The organism is Mediterraneibacter agrestimuris, from assembly GCF_943193195.1.
GTDB lineage: Bacteria > Bacillota > Clostridia > Lachnospirales > Lachnospiraceae > Schaedlerella > Schaedlerella agrestimuris.
This window is the reverse complement of record NZ_CALPDG010000003.1, coordinates 47,443-69,632: the sequence shown is the minus strand read 5'-3', so window position 1 is coordinate 69,632 and position 22,190 is coordinate 47,443. Positions and strand designations below refer to the sequence as shown.

The 22,190-nt window shown below is 42.6% G+C and carries 17 protein-coding genes; 2 read left to right on the top strand and 15 right to left on the bottom strand.

Annotated features, from left to right (window positions below):
• Positions 1-132: 132 nt before the first annotated feature.
• The 3 genes from ade to NFS18_RS02555 all read right to left on the bottom strand — a co-directional run bounded on the left by ade (position 133) and on the right by NFS18_RS02555 (position 4,183).
• Entirely contained in the window at positions 133-1,914 is a 1,782-nt protein-coding gene (ade, locus tag NFS18_RS02565) for an adenine deaminase (protein ID WP_251387510.1), read from the bottom strand.
• A 12-nt stretch (positions 1,915-1,926) separates the two neighbouring features.
• A complete protein-coding gene (locus NFS18_RS02560; RefSeq protein ID WP_251387508.1) occupies positions 1,927-3,288 on the bottom strand; it encodes an NCS2 family permease in 1,362 nt (453 codons plus the stop codon).
• A gap of 130 nt (positions 3,289-3,418) precedes the next feature.
• A complete protein-coding gene (locus tag NFS18_RS02555; protein ID WP_251387506.1) occupies positions 3,419-4,183 on the bottom strand; it encodes a GntR family transcriptional regulator in 765 nt (254 codons plus the stop codon).
• A 249-nt stretch (positions 4,184-4,432) separates the two neighbouring features.
• Between NFS18_RS02555 and NFS18_RS02550 the strand changes: the two genes are divergently transcribed.
• The gene (locus NFS18_RS02550) at positions 4,433-5,050 is read left to right on the top strand and encodes a DedA family protein (RefSeq protein ID WP_251387854.1); all 618 of its coding nucleotides are present in this window, start codon (positions 4,433-4,435) and stop codon (positions 5,048-5,050) included.
• A gap of 119 nt (positions 5,051-5,169) precedes the next feature.
• Here NFS18_RS02550 and NFS18_RS02545 read toward each other — a convergent pair whose 3' ends face one another.
• From NFS18_RS02545 to NFS18_RS02515, 7 genes are all read right to left on the bottom strand, one after another.
• The gene (locus NFS18_RS02545; protein ID WP_251387852.1) at positions 5,170-6,108 is read right to left on the bottom strand and encodes a tRNA dihydrouridine synthase; all 939 of its coding nucleotides are present in this window, start codon (positions 6,106-6,108) and stop codon (positions 5,170-5,172) included.
• 24 nt (positions 6,109-6,132) lie between these two features.
• Positions 6,133-7,527, bottom strand: coding sequence for a dihydropyrimidinase (hydA, locus tag NFS18_RS02540; RefSeq protein ID WP_251387504.1), 1,395 nt, complete (start codon positions 7,525-7,527; stop codon positions 6,133-6,135).
• A gap of 312 nt (positions 7,528-7,839) precedes the next feature.
• Positions 7,840-8,643 carry a Uma2 family endonuclease gene (locus tag NFS18_RS02535; protein ID WP_251387502.1) on the bottom strand — a complete coding sequence of 268 codons (804 nt, stop codon included), beginning with the start codon at positions 8,641-8,643 and terminating at the stop codon, positions 7,840-7,842.
• Between the two features lie 272 nt (positions 8,644-8,915).
• Positions 8,916-10,409, bottom strand: a complete 1,494-nt coding sequence (locus NFS18_RS02530) for an FGGY-family carbohydrate kinase (protein ID WP_251387500.1) — start codon at positions 10,407-10,409, stop codon at positions 8,916-8,918.
• A 10-nt stretch (positions 10,410-10,419) separates the two neighbouring features.
• Positions 10,420-11,385: a transketolase family protein gene (locus tag NFS18_RS02525; RefSeq protein WP_251387492.1), complete on the bottom strand. Its 966-nt coding sequence runs from the start codon at positions 11,383-11,385 to the stop codon at positions 10,420-10,422.
• Entirely contained in the window at positions 11,385-12,209 is an 825-nt protein-coding gene (locus tag NFS18_RS02520) for a transketolase (RefSeq protein WP_251387490.1), read from the bottom strand. The genes NFS18_RS02525 and NFS18_RS02520 overlap by 1 nt, the downstream gene beginning before the upstream one ends.
• Positions 12,210-12,229: 20 nt before the next feature.
• Positions 12,230-13,630, bottom strand: a complete 1,401-nt coding sequence (locus NFS18_RS02515) for an L-fucose/L-arabinose isomerase family protein (protein ID WP_251387488.1) — start codon at positions 13,628-13,630, stop codon at positions 12,230-12,232.
• Between the two features lie 286 nt (positions 13,631-13,916).
• On the opposite strand from NFS18_RS02515, the gene NFS18_RS02510 reads away from it, so the two are divergent.
• A complete protein-coding gene (locus NFS18_RS02510) occupies positions 13,917-14,924 on the top strand; it encodes a LacI family DNA-binding transcriptional regulator (RefSeq protein WP_251387485.1) in 1,008 nt (335 codons plus the stop codon).
• 83 nt (positions 14,925-15,007) lie between these two features.
• Here NFS18_RS02510 and NFS18_RS02505 read toward each other — a convergent pair whose 3' ends face one another.
• From NFS18_RS02505 to NFS18_RS02485, 5 genes are all read right to left on the bottom strand, one after another.
• Positions 15,008-16,516, bottom strand: coding sequence for a DUF5605 domain-containing protein (locus NFS18_RS02505; RefSeq protein ID WP_251387483.1), 1,509 nt, complete (start codon positions 16,514-16,516; stop codon positions 15,008-15,010).
• Positions 16,513-17,892, bottom strand: a complete 1,380-nt coding sequence (locus NFS18_RS02500) for an MFS transporter (RefSeq protein ID WP_251387481.1) — start codon at positions 17,890-17,892, stop codon at positions 16,513-16,515. The genes NFS18_RS02505 and NFS18_RS02500 overlap by 4 nt, the downstream gene beginning before the upstream one ends.
• Positions 17,893-18,189: 297 nt before the next feature.
• Complete coding sequence (locus NFS18_RS02495) at positions 18,190-19,215, bottom strand: LacI family DNA-binding transcriptional regulator (RefSeq protein ID WP_251387479.1); 1,026 nt, start codon at positions 19,213-19,215, stop codon at positions 18,190-18,192.
• Positions 19,216-19,361: 146 nt separating this feature from the next.
• Positions 19,362-20,426, bottom strand: coding sequence for a response regulator transcription factor (locus NFS18_RS02490; protein WP_251387477.1), 1,065 nt, complete (start codon positions 20,424-20,426; stop codon positions 19,362-19,364).
• Positions 20,404-22,173 (bottom strand): sensor histidine kinase, encoded by a 1,770-nt coding sequence (locus NFS18_RS02485; protein ID WP_251387475.1) that lies wholly within the window; start codon positions 22,171-22,173, stop codon positions 20,404-20,406. Before NFS18_RS02485 ends, NFS18_RS02490 begins: the two co-directional genes overlap by 23 nt.
• Positions 22,174-22,190 lie beyond the last annotated feature (17 nt).

Sequence of the window (22,190 nt, the reverse complement as noted above, 5' to 3'; positions counted from 1 at the left end):
TAAAAAAGAGCAAAGTCCCCGGTATTTTCTACCGTTTACTCTGCCCTCTCTTTGGATATATGATTCAAGATTTCCTACAATCTATTGCTTTTGTTACCATCCCGGTAATATCTTCTTCATACTCTATTCTTATTAATCATTCTGTACTGTTTCTTCTGCTTCCAACTCGATCAGTTCATGTGCCAGCACATCTACAAGTCCTTGATCTGTCAGTCCCAAATCTGGTACGGTCGGCAGAGAGATGAAACTCAGCGACATAAATGGAGCGTCCATTCCACACCCTAGATTTCTGGCGTCTGCGTTCAGGATATCCAACTGCGCCATTACCTCTTCGGCTGACTTTTCACTCATTAACCCACCAATCGGAAGCTCCATACTGTTCAGGACTTTTCCGTCACAGGCAACCGACAATCCTCCGTTTAATCTGGCAACTTCATTCACTGCCAGAGCCATATCTTCATCATTTGTTCCCACTACTACGATATTATGATGATCATGGGACATGGAATATGCCAACGCCCCTTTTTTCAGTTCAAAGCCGTGTACAAAGCCAACCCCTACATTTCCATTTTTACCATACCGTTCTATAACTGCCAGCTTCAGAATATCTCTCTCTGTCTCCGTCTGGATCACCCCGTCTTTGACATGTACTTCTTCTATTATATGATGATTGATGATCTGTCTTGGAATCATATCAATTACATGTATTCTCGTCATTCCGTCCGGCTTTTTTGACGAAACCGCAAAGGATGTGGGTGTTATCGGATTCTTCAAGGTTACCGTATGCTTAAGCCATTCTGGATAGTCGCTGACTTTACACTCCTTTATCAGCCTCTCATTCTGTGCCACTACTTCTCCTTCAAAAATAACCGTCGTCGGTTTCACATCATGCCAGTCTTCTACCAGAATGATATCGGCAAGTCTTCCCGGTGTAATACTTCCGATTTCATCCTCCATGCGGAAATGTTTTGCGGTATTTATGGTTGCCATCTGCAATGCTTTCATCGGCTCCAGTCCTAATTCTACCGCCCTTGATACATTATAATTAATATGCCCTTCTACCTGAATCTCTCTTGCATGTTTATCATCTGTACAAAACATCAGGTTTGACGTATCCAGATTTTGCTCAACTACGCCTCTGATCAGCTCATCCACATTTCGCTCACTGCTTCCTTCCCGGATAAACACCTTCATCCCTACCTTCAAACGTTCGATCATCTCATTTGTATTAACACATTCATGATCATCTGATATCCCTGATGAGGCATAGATATTCAATTCCTGTCCCAACCGGCCAATTGCATGACCATTTACAAGCTTTCTCCGGGCAAGTGTATCCGCAATTTTGTGAATATATTCATCTTTTACAAATAAAATCTTTGACGGATCCAATTCTCCCAGACTGACACTTTCTTCCCAATCCATAATCTTAGCTACTTCTTCCGCCCCAAGAACCGCTCCTGTCGTTTCAAGCCCTGGCGCTGTCGGAACCCTGGAAGAAACTTCTATCAGCATCCTGTAAGGCAGTCTGTTCATAGACTGCAGCATAGCACGCAGTCCCTCCTCGCCAGCTACATTTGCAATTTCCATCAAATCAGCGCACAATGTAGTCGTACCCTGTGGAACAACTACAGAAGCCAATGCCTCCGGTGACAGCATCGTAGATTCAAAATGCATATGTGCATCGATCAAACCAGGAAGCGCGTATTGACCTTTTCCGTCTATGACTTCTTTTGCTTCAAGTTCTGCCGCAGGATCAATGGAAACAATCCGTTTGTTCTTTATATAAATATCTGTCGGATAAACCTCTCCAGAAAATACATTTACAAGCTGTATATTTTTCAGTTTTAAATCACAGACGTGCCTTCCAAGCCCCGTTTCAATTGTATTTTTTATTTCTTCAAAACTCCGCATTTTTAAATCCTCCTACAATATAATATCCAATATCAGATATACAACAAAAATAGCCGTCAGTACCCACACTGTTTTTGTAATCTCTTTTGTTTTTCCTGCCGCGATCTGCCCTATCGTATACCCGATTAATCCAAACAAGATTCCATATGCAATGTTATATGTAAACGGCATAAATGCTACTGTCAGAAAGACAGGAAGCGCTATCGCTACATCATCTAATGGAAGTCTTTGCAGCGGCTCAATCATAAAAATACCTACCATAACCAGCGCCGGTGCGGTAGCTACTGACGGGATCATCAGAAACAGCGGTGAGAAAAACAATGTCAAAATGAAGAAAAACCCAGTTACACAAGCTGTCAGTCCAGTTCTTCCCCCCTCTGAAATTCCGGTTGCACTTTCCGCTCCATAGATGGTAACTGTATTTGTTCCTAAGACTGCGCCGACAGCCGCACCGCCCGCTGATACAAACAATGCCTTTCCCGCAAATGGAATATTTCCTTTTTCATCCACCAGACCTGCTTTTGAAGAAACACCAAGAAGCACTCCGATACTATCAAACAAATCCACAAATAAGAAACTGATAATGGCAAAGACAACCCCTAAAACCATTTCCGGAGAACCTGAAAACATTCCTTTTATTGTCAGTTTTCCAAAGGTTGGAGCCATAGCGGACACCGGATTTTCAAAAGAAAAAATACTTTTCGGAATGATTGTATATGCCATCCCTGTTTCCGGGTTTTTCACAATAATTCCCAGAACAGTCACAACCATAATTCCAATCAGCATTGCGCCGCGTACCCGTTTGATAACCAGAACAGCCGTCAGGAAAATCCCAAAGAGCGCCAGAAGCGCGCCTGGATTCGCCAAATCTCCCAATGTCAGAAGTGTATCTGGCGATTCCTTGATAATTCCCGCTTGCATAAGTCCTGTAAATGCGATAAAAAATCCGATTCCAGCCCCGACAGAATGTTTAATACACTCAGGCATCGCATCTACAATCCTCTGTTGTACTTTAAAAATACTCAAAAACATAAATAAAATACCGGATATGGCTACGCATGCCAATGCATTCTGCCAAGGAAGTCCCAGCGTATTACAAACATAAAACGCAAAATACGCATTCAATCCCATCGCCGGCGCTAACGCAAACGGAAGATTTGCCCAGAGACCGATCCAGATACAGGCTATTGCCGCCGACAATGCAGTTGCCCAGAATACCGCCTTTGTGTCCATTCCCGCAGCCGCCAATATGCCCGGATTAACCGCCACTATGTAAACACAAGTCAAAAACGTAGTCAGTCCGGCCAGCACTTCCGTCCTTACATTACTTCCCCTTTCTTTCAAATGAAAAATCTGATTCAACTTTGCTGCCATCTTTTTTCCTCCTTTTCTTTTGTAATATGGTAATATGGTATTACCTTTTTTGTTTTTATAAAAAAGAAGTTTGCTGATGAAGCGCTGCCAGAGATTTCTCTCAGCAGCATGCTCCAAACAACCACTTCTCTTATATTTCCGTTCTTCGGATATTTTTCACTCTCATGAGACTAAATTTTACATAGTTTGTATCATAATATTCTCTGTCAAGCATCACGAGTTTATTATCCTGGTTATAGTTCTCTCCATAAAAAACCAACACACTGTCGCATTCCATATCTTTTCCGCATAAGGAGCTTTGTTCCATTTCCCTACGATTCATTGTTTCCATACAGATCTTATCTCTTGCAATAAAACTCCTGCCATACTGATGCAAAATATCAAATACTGACTTCTTTCCCATCACATCCTTGGTCAGCTCAACTCCTATCAGGCTGCAGGCAAAAGAATCAATACTGATGATCGCCGGATGATGATCCGCAAAATATAGCTTTTCTACTTCATAGATTTCTTCGTCTGTATCGAGTTCCAGCAGCCGTGCTGTTTTATTGTCCGGTTTCCTACGCCTTATATCTCTTACTTCAAACGATGCCTTATATCCGCACTTTTCAATCAGATGCGTAAACTCTTCTCCCGGCATCAAATTCACCTGTATCTTCAAAGCCTCCGGATTCACAAAGGTTCCTCTTCCATGAATCCTTATAATGATCCCCTCTTTTTCCAGCTCGTCCAAAGCACGGCGTACCGTTACCCGGCTTACTCCCAGCTTTGCTCCCAGTTGATTCTCTGGCGGTAATTTCATATTATCCTTCTGATCAAGCCCCCGGATATATTGATACAGATGATCCTTTACCAGACTGCTTAAATTAGCGCTGGCTATTGACTGGATTTCCATAAATATTGACCTCGCACCCTTATATGGTATTACCTTAATACCATACTAACAGCCACATCTTTTTTTGTCAAGGAAAATGCATGAAATAAAAAACGAAAACATATACTGTTACTGTTCACACCCTACGGGTGCTCCAGTAACAGTATCCAGCCCATTTTAAGTCACCTTCGGCGGGGGCTGGATATATCGCTGTCATTACTTCATTACGGGAATCTTTTTCATTCAAATTCAGAAAGGAACTTAAATATGATACAGGAAGTCTTGATTTCAATTATGAATTCCTGCGGTTATCTGGGTGTCTGTCTGCTGATAGCCGTGGAAAACATATTTCCCCCAATCCCTTCTGAAGTCATTCTGACTTTCGGCGGCTTTATGACAACTTATACAGCACTGACCGTACCGGGAGTCGTCATATTTTCTACAATCGGCTCTTTAATCGGAGCGCTTGTACTGTACCGTGTAGGAATGGCTCTGAATCCGGAACGGCTTGGAAATGTTATGGAAAGCAAACTATTCCGGCGGCTTGGATTTGAAAAAAATGATGTAGAAAAAACCCTTGCATCTTTTGAACGACATGGAAAGAAAATGATTCTCTTCGGGAGATGTATCCCGATTGTCCGCAGTCTCGTTTCTGTTCCGGCAGGAATGGCAGATATGAATCTCGTAGTCTTTCTCATTTACACCACAATCGGAAGTACCGTATGGAATATCCTTTTGGTATCTCTCGGAGCGGCGCTTGGCGCTTCATGGGAAACTGTACTAATTTATACAGAGCGCTATTCAGGAATCGTACGGATACTGCTGTTAATCGGTGCTGGAATATTACTGTACCGGTTTATAAAAAAGAATATTACAAAAACAAACTAAAAATGTATTTCAAAAAAGAGGCGCTCGGGAAACAGACTCCACATACAATATACAGTTATGAATCTGAATAAACTCCAATATATATTGTAGTGAATCTGCCATTCCGAATAGCCTCTTTTCTAAACCAAATCCTGCTCTGCAAACAATTTCTCCACTACGTCTTCATATGCCCAAAGTTTTTCCGACTTCTTAATTTTCTTGGCATATTTCTCATAATCTGTAAAGATCGGTGCAAGAAATCCCCACAATTCTTTCATCTTGAACAGAATCGTCCTGTCCCCGGACAGCACCTGACAGTACCCTTGGTACAGACAATCATGAAACTTTTTCAAGATTTCTTTATCCAACGGAATCTGGTGCCGGATTTCTCTTGTCAGCCCCGGATTCTTCAAAAGTCCCCGCCCCAGCATGATATGGTCTATCTGAGGAAACCGCTCTGTAAATCGTTGATAATCTTCTATCGAAAAAATATCTCCGTTGTAGCAAACCGGAACTTTAGAAGCATCCAATGCCATCTGAAACACTTCCAGATTCGGATGATTCTTATAGAAATCCGTCTGCACTCTTGGATGTATGATCAACTCTCTGACTGGAAACTTGTTGTAAATCTCTAAGATACGGGCAAATTCATCTGGGCTTTCCTTTCCGATTCTTGTCTTAATAGAAATCTCAACTTCTGCTTTCTCAAAAATTCCTTCCAGAAACTGCTCTAGCTCCTCTGGGTATGCCAGAAATCCTGAACCTCGTTTTTTGGAAATCACCGTTTTAGACGGACAGCCTAAATTCAGATTGATTTCTTTGTAACCATATGCAGTCTGCAATTTCCATGCAGTACGCAGAAAATCCTCGGAAGAATTGGTTAATATCTGCGGAACTGTATACATTCCCCGATTATTCTCTGGCTTTACATCCTGCTTCTCTCTGGAACTGAAATGCCCCCTTTGATTCGGCTGGATAAAGGGAATAAAGTATTTATCAACATTGTCAAAGCATGCATGGAAGGCGTTACGGAATACATATCCCGTAATCCCCTCCAATGGTGCTGCATATAATTTCATCATGTGTCACCTGTCCATTTGACTTTAATATGCAGCATAAGGTTTTCTGTGGATAAAACGTCCTTGACCCTTCTCACCCACAAACTGATCATCTTTCACCAGTACATTCCCTCTCTGCATAACCAGTTCAATCTCCCCCTGTATTTCCTTGCCCTCATACATGGTGTAATCCACTGCTCCATGCATCCTGTCATGGCTCAGTATATAAGATGCATCAGGATCTAGAATTACAATATCTGCATCCGCTCCCGGCTGAATATCTCCTTTTTCCGGCGCCAGACCATATATTCTGCATGGATTGGCGCATGCCACCTCTACAAGACGCTGCAAGGTGATTCTTCCTTTCTTCACACCTTCGGAAAATAAAATCGAAAATCGTTCTTCCACCCCCGGAGCTCCATTCGGGCAGCAGGTAAAATCATCCTTACCCATCTGTTTTTCCTTACTATAATTAAATGGGCAATGATCTGTAGCAACAACCTGAATAGAACCATCGTCGATGCCTTCCCAGAGAGCGTCACAATCTTCCTGTGTACGAAGAGGCGGTGACATGATGTATTTCAAGCCGTCTTCATCCAGATACCGTTCTTCTGTCAATGTCAGATACTGCGGACACGTCTCCACAAAGATATTCTTCTGTCCGGCACTTCTTGCCCTGCGGACAGCCTCCAGACTTTCCTTGCAGGATAAATGTACAATGTACACCGGTGCGTTGCCCGCCATTTTTGCCAGTCTGAGAACCCGCTCTACAGCCTCCGCTTCTACTGCATTCGGACGGCTTTTTGCATGATAAATCGGCGCAAGATTTCCTTTCTCACGGTTCTCTTTTTTAAGGAACTCTGTCACATCATGATTCTCACAGTGAAATGCAGTAATACCATGAATTGCTTTCATTTTCCGCAATGTCTGCAAGATCTCCGCGTCGTTCATCTTGTAATTATAGGTCATATACAGCTTCACACTTGGAATACCGTCTGCCATCATTGTTTCCAGCTCTGCCAGAATCTCATCATCCAGATGCTGCATCGTTCCATGAAATCCATAGTCGATAACCGCCTTACCACCAGCTAATTTTTCATACTCACGGAACATATAATGAAGCGGAATTCCCGCCGAACCAAATGCCATGTGGTCTACGATGGATGTCGTTCCTCCGCATACCGCCGCAACCGTTCCATCATAAAAATCGTCAACTGCACGGGATATCCCTACATCCAGATCCATATGGGTATGTACATCTACCGCCCCCGGGAATACATATTTTCCCGCGGCATCGATCACCTGTACATCCTCGCCATCTCCATCCAACTCCTTCTGAATCGTTCCAATACTTACAATTTTCTCTCCGTCAATCAAAATATCCGCTGGAAAACTGCCGCCGGATGTCACAACAGTTCCATTCTTGATTATTGTTTTCATATACTTTCACCTCACCCACTATTTGCTCTTATTATTTATGCTGCATTTTTATTAGCTTTGTTTCTTAATCTTAATTAAGAACACTTCTAGCTAAAAGTATACGATTGTTCCAGAGGTTCGTCAACTCAAAACAATAAATCCCATACGCTAAAGCTATGATGTTGTTTCTGTTCACACGACACCTTGCACTGTGCTGCAAGGTGTCCGGCCAGTGAAGTGATGACAGCGATAGATCCAGCCCCTCGCCGAAGGCGACTTAAAATGGGCTGGATACTGTTACTGGAGCACCCGCAGGGTGTGAACAGTACAATGTCAGGATCCCCCGTAAAGGAATCTGACCGCTTCATAGATCACCTTAAAGTCTATCTCACACTCTCCATGAAATATCCTTACAGGTATCTTATCCCCAAATTCATAAACAACCGGAAATTCTTCATGCTCTATATCATAAACAACAATTTTCTTCGTATCCGGATCAACCATCCAATATTCCCGCACTCCCGCTGCCGCATACTTTCCATATTTCAGATTCATGTCCTTTCGCCTGGTCGAGGGCGACAGAATCTCAATCACCAAATCTGGCGCTCCATACATATGAGTGCGCAGAATGCTATCCCTGTTGCACATTACTAATATATCCGGCTGAACCATCGTCTTGTCGTCACAGTCAAGCTGAACATCAGTCGGTGCCATCGACACCTTACAGCTGCCTTTTTGACTACTGATAAATGTGTGCAGCTGCACAGAAATTTCCATGATAAGCTGCTGGTGAAGATTCGTTGGCGCCGCCATATCGTAAATCACACCGTCTATTAATTCTGCCCGCCGTTCCTCTGGAAGGGCATAATAATCCTCCAGAGTATACTCCCCCGGCTTTTTTCCTGCCTGATATGTACACTGTGTTTCCCGCAGAATAAACGGCTGACCTGTACCTAAATAGCTTGCTTCCCCGGCAAATATCTTCTCTAATTGCCGCAATGTATCATAACGGGGGGTCTTGGTAATCCCGCTGAATATCTTCTGTACCGTACCAAGCGGTACCCCCGACAGCTCTGCAATTTGTTCACAGCTATAGCCATATTGCTTTTTCCGATTTTTCATCTCATCTACTGTCATACCGCATACTCCTTCGGCTCTTATTTTGTTTTATATATCGTATCATATTTACGCTATCTTTTCAACCATGTTTATTCCATATTTTATCCATTAATATATTTTCAACCATATTTATTCCATTTCATATTCTTTACCCCGTTACACTTTCTTACGGACTATACAATTAATGCATTGTCTTAGGCTTTCTGTTACTAATGTTAACGCACAATCTACATTTCCCTATAAATGCAGAAAGACCAGAGTTTCCTCCGGTTCTTCCTGCATTTACATTCTTATAATATCATCCCGACTGCTTCTTTCCAGCCGTTCTTTTTCTTATCACGAAGCGTTTCTTCCATCTCCGCTTCATAAATCTTTCTGCCAATCTTCTCGGCAACATGTTTCTCATATATGCCGAGCGCAATACCCGCTGCGTATGCCACACCGATTCCGGACATTTCTTCCGCCTCGGACACACTCACTTTTGTATTCAGAATATCACTTTGAAACTGCATCAGATATGCATTTCTGGTTGGACCGCCGTCTACACGGAGTTCCATGACTGATTTCCCCGCATCTCTTACAAAAGTTTCTACTATATCCTGAATCTGATATGCAATGCTTTCTACTGCCGCACGCACGATTTCTTCCCGGCGTGTAGTTCTTGTAATTCCGCAAAGAAGTCCTTTTGCCTTACTGTTCCAATAAGGCGCGCCCAATCCGGTAAATGCCGGAATGAAATACAGGGAGTCATCCTGGATTGCTGCTCTGCTAAGCCCTTCTGTTTCAGACGCACTGTCAATCAGTCTGACCTCATCCTTCAGCCAGGTAATTGCTGCCCCAGTATAATTGATATTGCCTTCCATCACATAATTAACTTCTCCATCCAACTTCCACGCAAGAGATGTCACCACCCCGTTATCACTTTGGACCGGAACTATGCCTATATTCATCATAACAGAGGATCCTGTTCCGTAAGTTGCCTTGATCATTCCCGGCTGCACACAACCCTGTCCGAATAATGCCGCATGAGAATCTCCCATGACACTGTGAATGGGTATTTCTGCTGAAAGAAGACCTTCAAAATCTGTCATTCCAAAACAGCTGTCAGAATCACATATTTCAGGAAGACTATTCATCGGAATCCTGAAAGTTTCACACAGTTCCTCATCCCATTTCAAGTCAAAAATATTAAATAACTGTGTTCTGGATGCATTGGAATAGTCAGTTTTATAAACCATCCCCCTGGTCAGCTTATATACAAGCCACGTGTCAATAGTCCCCATTCCGAGAGCATCCGCTTTCAGTGCTTCCTGTGCTTCTCCTACATTTTGAAGCAGCCATGCCAGTTTGGATGCCGGAAAATATGGTGACAGCTTTAAACCTGTTTTCTGCTGGACCAGTCCGTCTTTCCCTGTGTTCTTAATTTCTTCGCAGATGTCCTGTGACCGTGAACACTGCCATACAATTGCGTCTGCAAGGGGTTTTCCTGTACGTGTATCCCAGATCAATGCAGTCTCTCTCTGATTGCTGATACCGATGCCTGCAATTTCTGATGCATCGACCTTCAATCCGCCTTTTTGTGTATTACCAAGAAGTTGTTTCACCACACGGATGGTATTCTGGTAAATTTCCTCCGGGTCATGGGACACCCACCCTGCTTCATTGACGATCTGACGATGGGGCAGGTCTTCTCGTAAAAGAAGCTGTCCATTTTCATCGAACAAAAGCGCCTTTGTTCCCTGTGTGCTCTGGTCAATACCGATGATATATTTTTTATTTTCCATATCATTTTCCTCATAATATAGATTCTTTTACCTTTTTTGCAATGCCTTCTGCATTCAATCCATAATAGTCAAATACTTCTTTGGATGTTCCTGTGATCACCGGTGCATCCGGAAGCGCCATATTGACGATCTTCTTCGGACAGAACTCTCCCACTACCTGTGCCGCCATAGAACCCATACCGCCAAACGGCGCATGTTCTTCCACTGTTACAACAGCCTTAACCGGTCCGCATTCTTTAATAACGGTCTCCTTATCAAATGGTTTCACACAATACATATCAATAACTGTGACATAGATGCCTTCTTTCTCTAGTAACTCTGCTGCATCTTTTGCAGGCTTTACCATCTCTCCGCATGCGATCACAACTGCGTCCGCAGTATGCTCCTCCGTTGTTCCCTCAACCGGAATCATTGCCTTATCCAGTGTGAACGGAATTTCCTTTCCTTCTGCCTCATAGGAATCATATACCGGGTCTACAGCATTTCTTCCTACACGGATATATGCCGGCTTCTCATCCTTTAACAGTTCTTCCGTCAGTTTTTTTGTCTGAATATGATCGCTTGGAAGATATACACGCATATTGGGGACAGCGCTCATAGCTGCGATATCCTGTGCGGAATGATGGCTCATTCCGAGCGCCCCATAGCTGATGCCGCCGCTGATACCGATCAACTTCACATTTGTATTTGAGTAGGCAACATCTACCTTACACTGCTCATAGCTTCTTGTAGACAAAAAACATGCCGGAGATACTGCATATGCTTTCTTACCGCATTTTGCAAGTCCTGCGGAAATGCTGACCAAGTTCTGCTCCGCAATTCCGGTTTCTACAAACTGTTCCGGATATGTATCTCCAAAAGGCGTAAAGGAACCGCTTCCACGGGAATCACTGCACAGCGCCACAATACTCTTATCTTCTTTTGCAGCCTCCATCAACACTTCACATATCATCTGTTTATTTGCAATCTTCCCCATTATGACAGTGCCTCCTCTCGTGTTCTCAAGTCCTTCATAATCTGTGTATATTCCTCATCTGTCGGAACTTTATGATGCCAGTTTGCCTTATTTTCCATAACAGAAGAGCCTTTACCCTTAACTGTGTTTGCTATCAGCACGGACGGCTTTCCTTTCACATTTTCCGCCTCTTCAAATGCTGCATGAAGCTGGTCAATTTCATTGCCGTCTGCCACATCAATAACATTCCACCCAAAGCTCTTAAAGCGCTCATGCAAATCATCATGCGCCATTACTTCCTCTGTCCCGCCGGAAATCTGCAGACGGTTGCGGTCTACAACTGCACAAAGATTATCCAGTTTGTAGTGGCTTGCCGCCATAGCGCCTTCCCAAACAGAACCTTCTGCCAGTTCTCCATCCCCCATAACCGTATAAACCCTATAGTTTCTATTGTCCATTTTCCCTGCCTTTGCCATTCCGACACAGACCGGAAGCCCGTGTCCGAGAGACCCTGAATTCATCTCAATTCCCGGAAGCTTATTATTCGGATGCCCGATAAACCTGGAGCCAAATTTGCTGAATTCTGCGTGTAACTGCTCCTTTGAGAAAAATCCTTTCTCTGCCAATACGGAATAATAAGCCTCCACAGAATGTCCTTTGCTCATAACAAACAAATCTCTGTCTGGTGAATCCATATTTGCCGGACCGATATTCATCTGACTGAAATACAGCTCTACAAGAATATCCATCACACTCATGTCGCCGCCGATATGTCCGGCTTTTCCCGCACGGATTAAATCCACCGTGTCCTGGCGAAGTTTATATGATAATGCCTTTAAATTCATAATACATTTCCTTTCTTAAATCACTCACCTCTTAAATATGCCTTTACATCTTCTTCAATCGGATCATATAAATCTGGTTTTACACCAATATATTTACATGCTTCATATAATACCGGCACCACATTTTTGTGAATTCCAACACAGTGGTGGATGTACGGTCCCTCCACAATCTTCGCTTCCAGGCGTTTGATATTGTCAACCTCTACCCAGAGATAAGTTCCCATTCCCTTCGGTCCGTCCACTCCCCTGGCGTTTCCGAGAAGAAGAGAATACTCTCCATTATCTCCGTCAAACCTGCAAAGCGTCACATCTCCGTGTTTTGCCTCTGCTGTCAGACTTCCCGGATGCTCAAATGCAAGCGGATAAGTCAGCTTTGGTTTCTCTTGTGCAACAGACATCGGCCACGGTCCGCAATGTTGCAGAAGTTCACCGTTTTCAATATCAGGATGTCGGATGGTCCAGTCTGCAAAGAAACCTCTTGTCTCACCCATACCTGCTGCCTCCACCATCAATGCAGTAACCGCGCCATGAATATCCGTTTCACAGACAACCGGAATTCCTTTTTCATTCAGGATTGCATTGGCTGCACACGGCATGATTCCGATTTCTGTCTGAAGTGCATTCCAGCACTGGATACCTGCCGCCTGACAGCCATATTTCTCAATGAGTTGTTCCATGGCAACTGCAAGTGCGGCAACATTTTCCACTTCATTGTCTTTAATCTGAATCTCCATTGTTTCATGAATGTATGCGATCATATCCTGAAGCTTCTTATTCTCAGCCTTCACTGCTTTCATCTCTTCTGTCAACTCTGTCATTGGAATCGGCGCAAGCTGAATATTAAACTTCTCCAGAAGCTCACCTTCGTTGCACATAGTTGTCCAGAAGTCAAACGGTCTTGTAGAAATCTGAAGAATCCGGATATTCTTAAATGTCTTTACAACATTACATACTGCAAGAAAATCACGAAGACCTCTCTCAAATACCGGGTCATTCAGGCGGCAATTTGTCATATATGTAAACGGAATCTGAAATCTTCTCAACACCTTTCCCGTTGCAAATAATCCACACTGTGTATCTCTTAAACGGACACCGTTCTCGTCCGGACGCTCATCCAGCGGTCCCCAGAGCAGTACTGGAACATTCAGTTCCTTTGCCAGTCTTGCACAAACATATTCTGTTCCGAAATTGCAGTGCGGCAAAAACAGTCCGTCCACACCCGCAGCTTTAAATTTTGCTGCAATTTTCTTCACGTCACTGTCATCGTAGAGCAGCCCTTCTTCATTGATATCATCAATATCTACAAAATCAATTCCCAGTTCTCTTAATCTGTCCGCTGTTAAGCCGCGGTACTTAATTGCATCCGGTGCGCTGAAAATACTTCTTCTTGTCGGTGCATAGCCAAGTTTCATTTTAATCATTATCGGTTCCTCCTTTTTTACTTACGCAGATTGTTTCAATATCACTGCCAGATCCCAGTGTTTGAAACAGTTTCCTCTTCAACTTTATGCTTAGATTATATTCTGCCTGGAACTTAATTTCTTTAATTTATTAAGTGTTTTTTACTTAATTATTAGCTTAACTATTGATTGTTATAACCAAGTAATTTATACTTAATTCAGTAAATATGTGTGACAGTTCAGCGTAAAAATTTTAAAATATGTTACTGCGCACAGTAACGAAAATATAAAACGGAGGTGTACAGCGATGAGTATTACTGCCAAACAACTGGCAGAAAAATTAGGTCTGTCCGCAGCCGCTGTCTCCATGGCATTAAACAACAAGCCAGGCGTTAGTCAAGAAACACGGCGGATGATTTTGGATGAAGCTGAAAAAAACGGCTATGATTTTTCACGTATTTCCATGAAAAAACAAGCCAGTGGCAGCATTTATTTTGTCATTTACAAGAAACACGGCGCAGTTGTTGCCGATACCCCTTTCTTTTCTCAATTATCAGATGGAATCAATGAGGGCTGTAAAGAAGCCGGATATAAAATGAATATTCGATATGTATATGATGATGAAGAAACACTGCCGGCACAGATTGAAGATATTCAGTATTCGGACTGCTGCGGAATCATTTTACTTGGAACAGAAATGAATGCAGAGGACTTCCGCCATTTCAAAGCTCTTCCGATTCCGGTTGTACTTCTGGACACTTATTTTGAAACCGTTCAGACAAATTATGTACTGATCAACAACGTCCAGGGCGCCTATCTCGCTACTTCCTACTTAATCCGGCGAACCGGACAGCAGCCTGGCTACTTACGTTCCTCTTATCCAATTGGAAATTTTGAGGAGCGGGCTTCCGGTTTCTATAATGCAATCCGTACAGGCGGCATGTCCACCTCCAAATCTGTCGTCCACCGGCTGACCCCCTCTGTTGAAGGCGCGTTTTCTGACATGATGGAAATTCTGGAACGTAGAGACGAACTGGCACGATGCTATTTTGCAGATAATGATTTAATTGCCGTTGGCGTTATGCGCGCTTTAAAAGCAAAAGGTTACCGAATCCCAGAAGATGTGGCAATTGTAGGTTTTGATAATATTTCTTTCAGTAATATTGTGGAACCAAGTCTGAGTACTGTGCACGTACCAAAACATGAAATGGGAAAACTTGCAGCAAAACGGATTGCTGAACTGTTAGAGAAAAAAAAGACCACTCCTGTGAAAATTGAAATTGCAACGCATTTGATAAAAAGACATTCCTCATAATGATTCTAAAAAAAGAAAGGGGCAATCTGGAACCATCCCCCTTTCTTTTGATAATCATCCGGTATATAAAAATTATGTATCTGCTATTTCATTCTTTTCATCCGAATCGCCATATACTGCTTCTCCGGCAGCTCCACTCGGATACTTCCGCTATACACTCCCGGCAGCTTCTTCACTGTCATATTCCATGTATCAATCAGTTCTATTTCAAATTCACATCCCTCTGGTAGTTCATAGGTTCTAAAAGACGGTTTCAAAAATCCAAAGTAATACAAAAAATAGGAATTATCCTCTTCTTTACACAAACACGGCACATCCCAGTTCGCCTCATGATTCTCTGGGGTAAGTTTTAGCGGAGCCGCATCTGCCGGAACATCCTTCATAATTTCTTTTAAAAATGCAATTCTCTCCGGGCATGTTCCATGCAGTTTTCCGCCGTGCGCCCACCAGATTTGCTTATGTTGTACATACACCTCTCCGTGTGACAGATATCCGCCGCGAATACATCCTTCCCAGAATCGTCTCGTCATTTCTTCACCGGAAATATTACCCCAGCCAAAATTGATATTTCCTTCGTAGGCACATTCATCCACAACAATTGGTTTTTGATACAATGCTCTCCACTCACTGACCATTTCTGCAGTCTTGTACACATCAATTCTCTGTACACTGACGTGGGTGATCCACGGGCGGGTCTGGTCGTACATTGTCACACAGTTGTGAATAGAACGAAGATGTCCGTAGGAATCTCTTCCCATCACAACACGGGCATACATTTCCCAATCCTCAACAGATTTCCATGGAAGCAGGTCAAATTCATTTGCCATAGACCACCATACATTTTTGAAATGACACAGACGATCCACCGCATATTTCAAATAAAAAAGATCTGTCCCTTTGTCCATCTTTGCAAATCCCCACTTATCATAAGGATGCAGAAGAATAATATCTGCCTCAATGCCCAATTCATCCAATTGTGCAATCCGTTTCTCCAGCTTATCCCAGAATACCGGATTAAAGCGTGTGAAATCAAACCCATCTTCTTCGTTACCTTCAAATGGATAGCATTCCGGATTAGTTGTGTTATATGTATAATATTTCGGGAAAATGCACATCCGCACTTTGTTAAAGGGGGCTTTTTTCAATGTTTCCAATGTCTGTTCCTGTATCTCTTCCGGCTGATTAATCCACGCATAGCAGGTCGTTCCGAAAGGCTGAAACCGGGTTTTGTCTTCATATGCAAAATGGAATTTAGATTCATCCGATGACATACTCTTCGGCAGCACCTCACTTAGCAATCTGACACGTCCGTGGTTTCCTTCCGATGCTGATGTACAGTCACAGTTAAGCTCTACACCATTCAAAGTCGCGTCGTTTGATTTTGTAACCGCCGTCCAACTTCCCTGAGCTCCTGGCATAAACCGCACTTTGTATACACCGTCTCCACAGTAAAATCCATTAACTTCTGCTGTGTCAGTCCCATTTGTAAATAATGCCTTCAACCAGATATCCTGATACGGATTTCCCTCCGCTGTCCCACTTAATTCAACTTCAAAAATTTTATATTGTTCTGTTAATTTTTTTAAGATCATTTTCTTTCTCCCAACTCTTTCACAATTCCATCATACTCTTTATCCAATTTATAAAACAACAGGATCACAAACATCACAGCAAATACTACCAGCGGAACATATAGGAAAATTACACGGATTCCGTTGATTGCAGATTCCGGCTGTACTGCTGAAGAACTCACAAATCCGAATGCTGCCAGAATCCATCCAAGCAAGGCAGAACCGATGCCAGAACCAACTTTTGCTCCAATTGAGTTTGCACTGAACACCAGCCCTTCTGCGCGGATTCCTGAATTCCAGTCATTATACTCAACTGTATCTGCCAGCATTCCATATATCACGCCTGACAATGCTGCATTTCCCACGCCTTTAATTACTGCTGAGGTATACAGAACCGCATAGCTCGTTGGATTCAGCAGCACCATTGCATAACCAATAAAGGAACATACCACACCGCTGACTGCGATTTTCTGTTTGCCCGCTTTACGGATGAGCGCTGTACAACAGGCAAATGACGCAAATGAAGCAATATTCTGGAACAGTGACAGTGTTCCCACAAGACTGGTGTCATCCATAACATACTGCGCATAGTATACATTTACACCAATAAATGCATTCACCATACTATTTAAGAAGAAAATACCGAGCAGCTGTAACCAGTACTTATTTTTCAGCAAACTGATCAATGCCTTTTTGATATTAATCTTTTCTGCTGTCCCCTTTTCTTCTGCCGTTTCTGTTACCGCTTCTTTTGTTGTAAAGAATACAATCAGAAATAAAATAATTGCTGCCGCGCCATAAATCAGAAAAGTTTTCTGCCATGCAAGAGAATCATTCCCAAAAAACTTTACCAGCGGCAATGTTGCCGCATTGATCACCATGCCTCCTCCGAATGCAAATACCATTTTTGAAATATTCAGATATCCACGCTCTATCTGATTCTTTGTCATCAATGCCGCCAGAGAACCGAAAGGCAGATTAATCGCAGTATACACGATCGTTACTGCCAGATTATAGGTCAGAAATGCATATACAACCTTTCCTGTTGTACCAAAATCCGGCGCACTGAACATTAAAACCAGTGATACAGCAAACGGTACACACCACCAAAGCAGCCACGGTCTTGCTTTTCCGTGTTTACTGTGGATTTTTTCCATCAGGGTTCCCACGATCAGATCGCTGACTCCGTCCAGCAATCTGGAAATCAGCAGCATAGTTCCGACCACACCTGCCCCGAGTCCTGCCACATTAGTTAAAAAGTACGTAAAAAAAGAATTGACCGGCGCAAACATCATATTGTTTGCAAAGTCACCGACACCATAACCGATTCGCTCTTTCATATGTAATGACCGATTCTCACCGCTGTAACTGTTTGGATCTGTATTCATCATTTTCATAATTCTAGTTCCTATCCTTTCCTCTTTTCCTGATAAGATTCTCCATTGTCACTTTTCATAATTTCTGGAATCAAATCTTTTTATAATTGTTTAAGCAGCTTTTTGTTTTGTTTAATTAATTAAACTTTATGCATTTATTTTAACGTTATTGTATGCATATTTCAACTCATTTTTATCCATTTTTATCATTTCTGCATTTTTAATAAACACTTTTAAAATTTTTTGTAAAAAATGACATAAAAAAGACTTCTGTTCAAACAAAAATTTAATTTATTTAAACAAAAGTCTTTTCATTTTCTATATACTTTCACCTTTCAACAACTCCGGCAATACAAATGCTTTCATTTTTGCTTTCCATGACTGTGATATTTCCCGATCCAAAAGGTCAATCGTCATTGCTGCTCTTTCTTCATGCGGTATGCGTATCTGCGTCAACTGAAAGTCTGATAAAATATACTCAGGTATCTCATCAATTCCTATCAGCTTTAATTTTTTCGGCACAGCAATCCTCAGCTTCCGCACCGCCGTCAAAACAGCAATTGACACCTGATAATTTTCCATTACAAAAGCATCCGGCAATGCCGTATCAGCCAGATACTCTGTAACCCGTTCTGTAATCTCTCCGATAGAGCTTCCAAGTAATATGATTTCATCCTTTTTCGGCGGCTTTCCGGCTTTTAGTAATGCATTTAAAAATCCTTCCCGCCGTTTTTGAAAATTATAAATATTTTTTTCAGTCCCAAGATAACGAATCTCCAATACTCCGGCTTTAAGTAGTTGTTCCACCGCCATTTCCGCCGCCCGTCCATTGTCTATACAAACGGAGCTGCAAGAACCGTCCGGCATTTCATAATCATAAATAACCATTGGCTTTTGAATATACTTCAAAAATTCATAATCTTCCGCATCCAGTTCTGTCCCGAATAACACCACTCCGGCTACTATGTCCAAATTACATTCTTCAACGATACGCTGTATATCCTCTGCGTTCTCATTAAAATAGGTCAATCCATATAAATATCCCCGCTTTCTCACCTCCTTATCAAAGGTACGGAGAACGCCGCTCCATAAATCCATCTCCGGGTCACAGACTACAGACTTCCGCCGGTTGAAAATCACAACCTTAATTAATTGTGGAGATTGTTCCCGGCACAGCGGCGAATTTTCCGGAATTACACCGCCATTTCTTTCCATTTCTTCAATACAACGGAAAATCCTTTCTTTTGTCTGCGGATTCACCCCCGGTTTTCCATTCACTGCCAACGATACTGTTGCTTTTGAAAGTCCAAGATATCTTGCAACATCTGCCATTTTTATTTTCATACAGCATACCTTCTTTTAATTTATCATGTTTCATTATAATAAAATCTTTAAACTACTTCAATAAAAAAAGAAAGTTCTTCCTTATTTTCCCATCACGCATTTTTACGGAGTTTGCAGCAAGTGCAAACTCCTATACTGAACTGTTACTATTCTCCCCATACGCTGCTCTTATATGTATTAGGTGTCTGTCCTGTATATTTCTTGAAAATATCACTGAAATAACGGTAATTATTATACCCTACCATCTCACTGACCTCATACACCTTATATCCTTCCCTCAAAAGCTCCTTTGCTTTATCAACCCGGATTCTGGTCAGGTATTTAACATAAGACATCCCCACCTCACTCTTAAAGAGCACGCTTAAGTATGTCGTGTTCATCTTCACCATATCTGCCAGTTCATTTAGCCCGATATCCTCGTTGTAATGTGCTTCTATATAAGACAGTAGTTCCAGTATAGTTCCATGTCCTCTCTTTGTTTTATCTGCCTCAATATATTTACCCAGGACTGACAGCACAGATTCCGCATACTGCCGCGCCTCTTCCCTTGATTCCTTCTTTTCCATCTCATGAAAAGAAACCAGATTTTCATGCTGCGTGTTTTTCTTACTCTCCATCAGGATATCACAAAGCACACAGACAAATTTGTATGTTTCTCTGCGGTATTCTGTCAGTTCAGGATACATCTCGTCCAGCTTATCCAAAGCACTCTGCGTACAGCGTGCAAATTCTCCTGCATTCTTCTCGATCAGACAGTGTATACTTTTCTCCATAATGCTGTTCAGTTCATCTGCTCTTTGTCGGTTCTTCTCAAAGATATTCTTCTCTTCCCTTGTCTGAAAATATTCCTTCTCCACACGTTCCAGGGCTTCATTCAGCTTGTCGATACTGATTGGTTTATCAATATACCCCATAACGCCAAGCTGCAGTGCCTTCCTCGCATATTCAAATTCCATATATCCGCTGATCACGATAAATGCTGTATCCTCACAAAGCTCTTTCGCCTGCTCTATCATGGACAGCCCATCCATCCCCGGGATCCTGATGTCTGTGATGACCAGATCCGGCTTCGTTTCCTGAATCACTTCCAGCGCATGAATCCCGTCATAGGCACAGCCTACCACTTCGTAGTTCATCCTCTTCCGGGCGATCATCGCCCTAATTCCCTCCACTACGATATATTCATCGTCAATTACTACTAGTCGGTACATATTCCTGCGCCTCCGTCCCTTCTGGTATTGTAATGGTAACCGTAGTCCCTTCTCCCGGTGTGCTTGCAAACTCCACCCCATACTGCGGACCATAATTTAATTGTATCCTCTCCTTCACATTCCGAATTCCATACCCTGATTCCAGCTTAGAAAGATCGGCAATTCCCACACCATCATCTATAATCTGAAAGACCAGACTACCTTCTTTTCTGACGCCGGAAAGCCGGACCTTTCCTTTTCCTATCTTCGGTTCTAATCCGTGATATACTGAATTTTCCACAAAAGGCTGCAGGATAAATGTAATAATCCGCTGTGGCATCATCTCCGGATCCACCTGAATCTGCAGATCAAAACGATTATTGTAGCGCATGTTTTGCAGTTTCATATATTCTTCTACCCCGCGGACTGAATTTTCAACGGAAATATATTTCTCCCCGCGGTTCAAAGCCAGCTTAAAATTATTGGACAGAGCCAATATCATCTCTCCAATCTGATCGTCTCCATGGATCATAGCGACACAGTAGATAGAATCCAATGTATTATATAAAAAATGAGGATTGATCTGCGACTGCAAAAGAAGTAGTTCTGCTTCCCTTTCATTGAGCTTTGTCGCCATCAGATGTTCGGACAATTCCAGATTGGTATTGACCATTTCTTTGAATTTATTCCCAATGCGCCCTACCTCACTGTCATCAAACACGGCTGAAACATGCCGCTCCCCCTCTCCTACATCATAAATCGTCTGTTCCAGCTGCTTCAGCGGCTTTGTAATTGTTTCAGAAAGCATACGTGCCAGAATGAACCCTAATAAAACCAGAACCCCACCCAACAGAAACACTACATTCCGCAGATAACGACTTGTGGTACTGAGTTCATTTTTCTCTATAACATTGACAAACCGCCAGTCCGTTGTTGTATTCCGCGCAGTGCTGAACATATACCGCCTCTCATCCCCTCCGGAATAAGCCTCCAGAATCTTCTCCTGCGCTTCCTTTTCACCCGTTGTATAAGCAGGGAGCAGCCCATGCTTCTCATCCACGATCATATAAGAACTGGTATCATACCCCTCATCCGTCTTGACAAGGGAGGTCCCCAGCATATTTTTACTCATAGTTACGACAATACATCCCATCGGCTTTCCTGTGGAAGGACTGTTCATCAGCTTCGTCATACAGAACTCATCTCCCCCTTCTGTTCCTCCAAGCACGCCCTTCCCCCAGTATACTTCCCGTCCGCTTGCCCTTTCTGTTTCAATGTACCACTCTTCCGCCTGATAATCATAAGTTCTGTAATGATTATAATACTCATACGTTCCTGAACGGATATTATTTGCAAAATAATAATGTCCGTGAAAATCCATAACTGCCACACTGTTTACGTATTGTTCCTGATAGGTTATATTATCCAGTATGCTATCCAATATCTTTTGATCCGCAAGTAAAAATTCATTGTCGTCATACTCACGCGTCCCGTCCAGCATTTTTGCCAACTGCCTGTCTGACAGAATATCCCTGACCTTTTCTACAATAGATTTCAGCTTCAGATCCAAGACCCGGCTGGAATTCTGCATGGCAACCTCATAAGACAAACGGTAATTCCGTTCAATTGCAGCACTTGTTGCATAATAGGAAACCGTTCCCAAGATCCCAACCGCCAAAATGGTAAGAAAAAGCATAGAGTAGAAAATCTGTTCCCGAATATTATGCTGTTTCCACCATCGCCATTCTATCTGGAACTTCTTTTTCATCTCTATGCCTCCCCGAA

Excerpts from the sequence above, each read along its gene's own strand:
- NFS18_RS02525 (WP_251387492.1), bottom strand. The coding sequence starts at position 11,385 with ATGGGGAAGATTGCAAATAAACAGATGATATGTGAAGTGTTGATGGAG.
- NFS18_RS02505 (WP_251387483.1), bottom strand. The coding sequence starts at position 16,516 with ATGATCTTAAAAAAATTAACAGAACAATATAAAATTTTTGAAGTTGAA.
- NFS18_RS02515 (WP_251387488.1), bottom strand. The coding sequence starts at position 13,630 with ATGATTAAAATGAAACTTGGCTATGCACCGACAAGAAGAAGTATTTTC.
- NFS18_RS02535 (WP_251387502.1), bottom strand. The coding sequence starts at position 8,643 with ATGACAGTAGATGAGATGAAAAATCGGAAAAAGCAATATGGCTATAGC.
- hydA (WP_251387504.1), bottom strand. The coding sequence starts at position 7,527 with ATGAAAACAATAATCAAGAATGGAACTGTTGTGACATCCGGCGGCAGT.
- NFS18_RS02520 (WP_251387490.1), bottom strand. The coding sequence starts at position 12,209 with ATGAATTTAAAGGCATTATCATATAAACTTCGCCAGGACACGGTGGAT.
- NFS18_RS02555 (WP_251387506.1), bottom strand. The coding sequence starts at position 4,183 with ATGGAAATCCAGTCAATAGCCAGCGCTAATTTAAGCAGTCTGGTAAAG.
- NFS18_RS02500 (WP_251387481.1), bottom strand. The coding sequence starts at position 17,892 with ATGAAAATGATGAATACAGATCCAAACAGTTACAGCGGTGAGAATCGG.
- NFS18_RS02560 (WP_251387508.1), bottom strand. The coding sequence starts at position 3,288 with ATGGCAGCAAAGTTGAATCAGATTTTTCATTTGAAAGAAAGGGGAAGT.
- NFS18_RS02485 (WP_251387475.1), bottom strand. The coding sequence starts at position 22,173 with ATGAAAAAGAAGTTCCAGATAGAATGGCGATGGTGGAAACAGCATAAT.
- NFS18_RS02545 (WP_251387852.1), bottom strand. The coding sequence starts at position 6,108 with ATGAAATTATATGCAGCACCATTGGAGGGGATTACGGGATATGTATTC.
- NFS18_RS02530 (WP_251387500.1), bottom strand. The coding sequence starts at position 10,409 with ATGGAAAATAAAAAATATATCATCGGTATTGACCAGAGCACACAGGGA.
- NFS18_RS02510 (WP_251387485.1), top strand. The coding sequence starts at position 13,917 with ATGAGTATTACTGCCAAACAACTGGCAGAAAAATTAGGTCTGTCCGCA.
- NFS18_RS02495 (WP_251387479.1), bottom strand. The coding sequence starts at position 19,215 with ATGAAAATAAAAATGGCAGATGTTGCAAGATATCTTGGACTTTCAAAA.
- ade (WP_251387510.1), bottom strand. The coding sequence starts at position 1,914 with ATGCGGAGTTTTGAAGAAATAAAAAATACAATTGAAACGGGGCTTGGA.
- NFS18_RS02490 (WP_251387477.1), bottom strand. The coding sequence starts at position 20,426 with ATGTACCGACTAGTAGTAATTGACGATGAATATATCGTAGTGGAGGGA.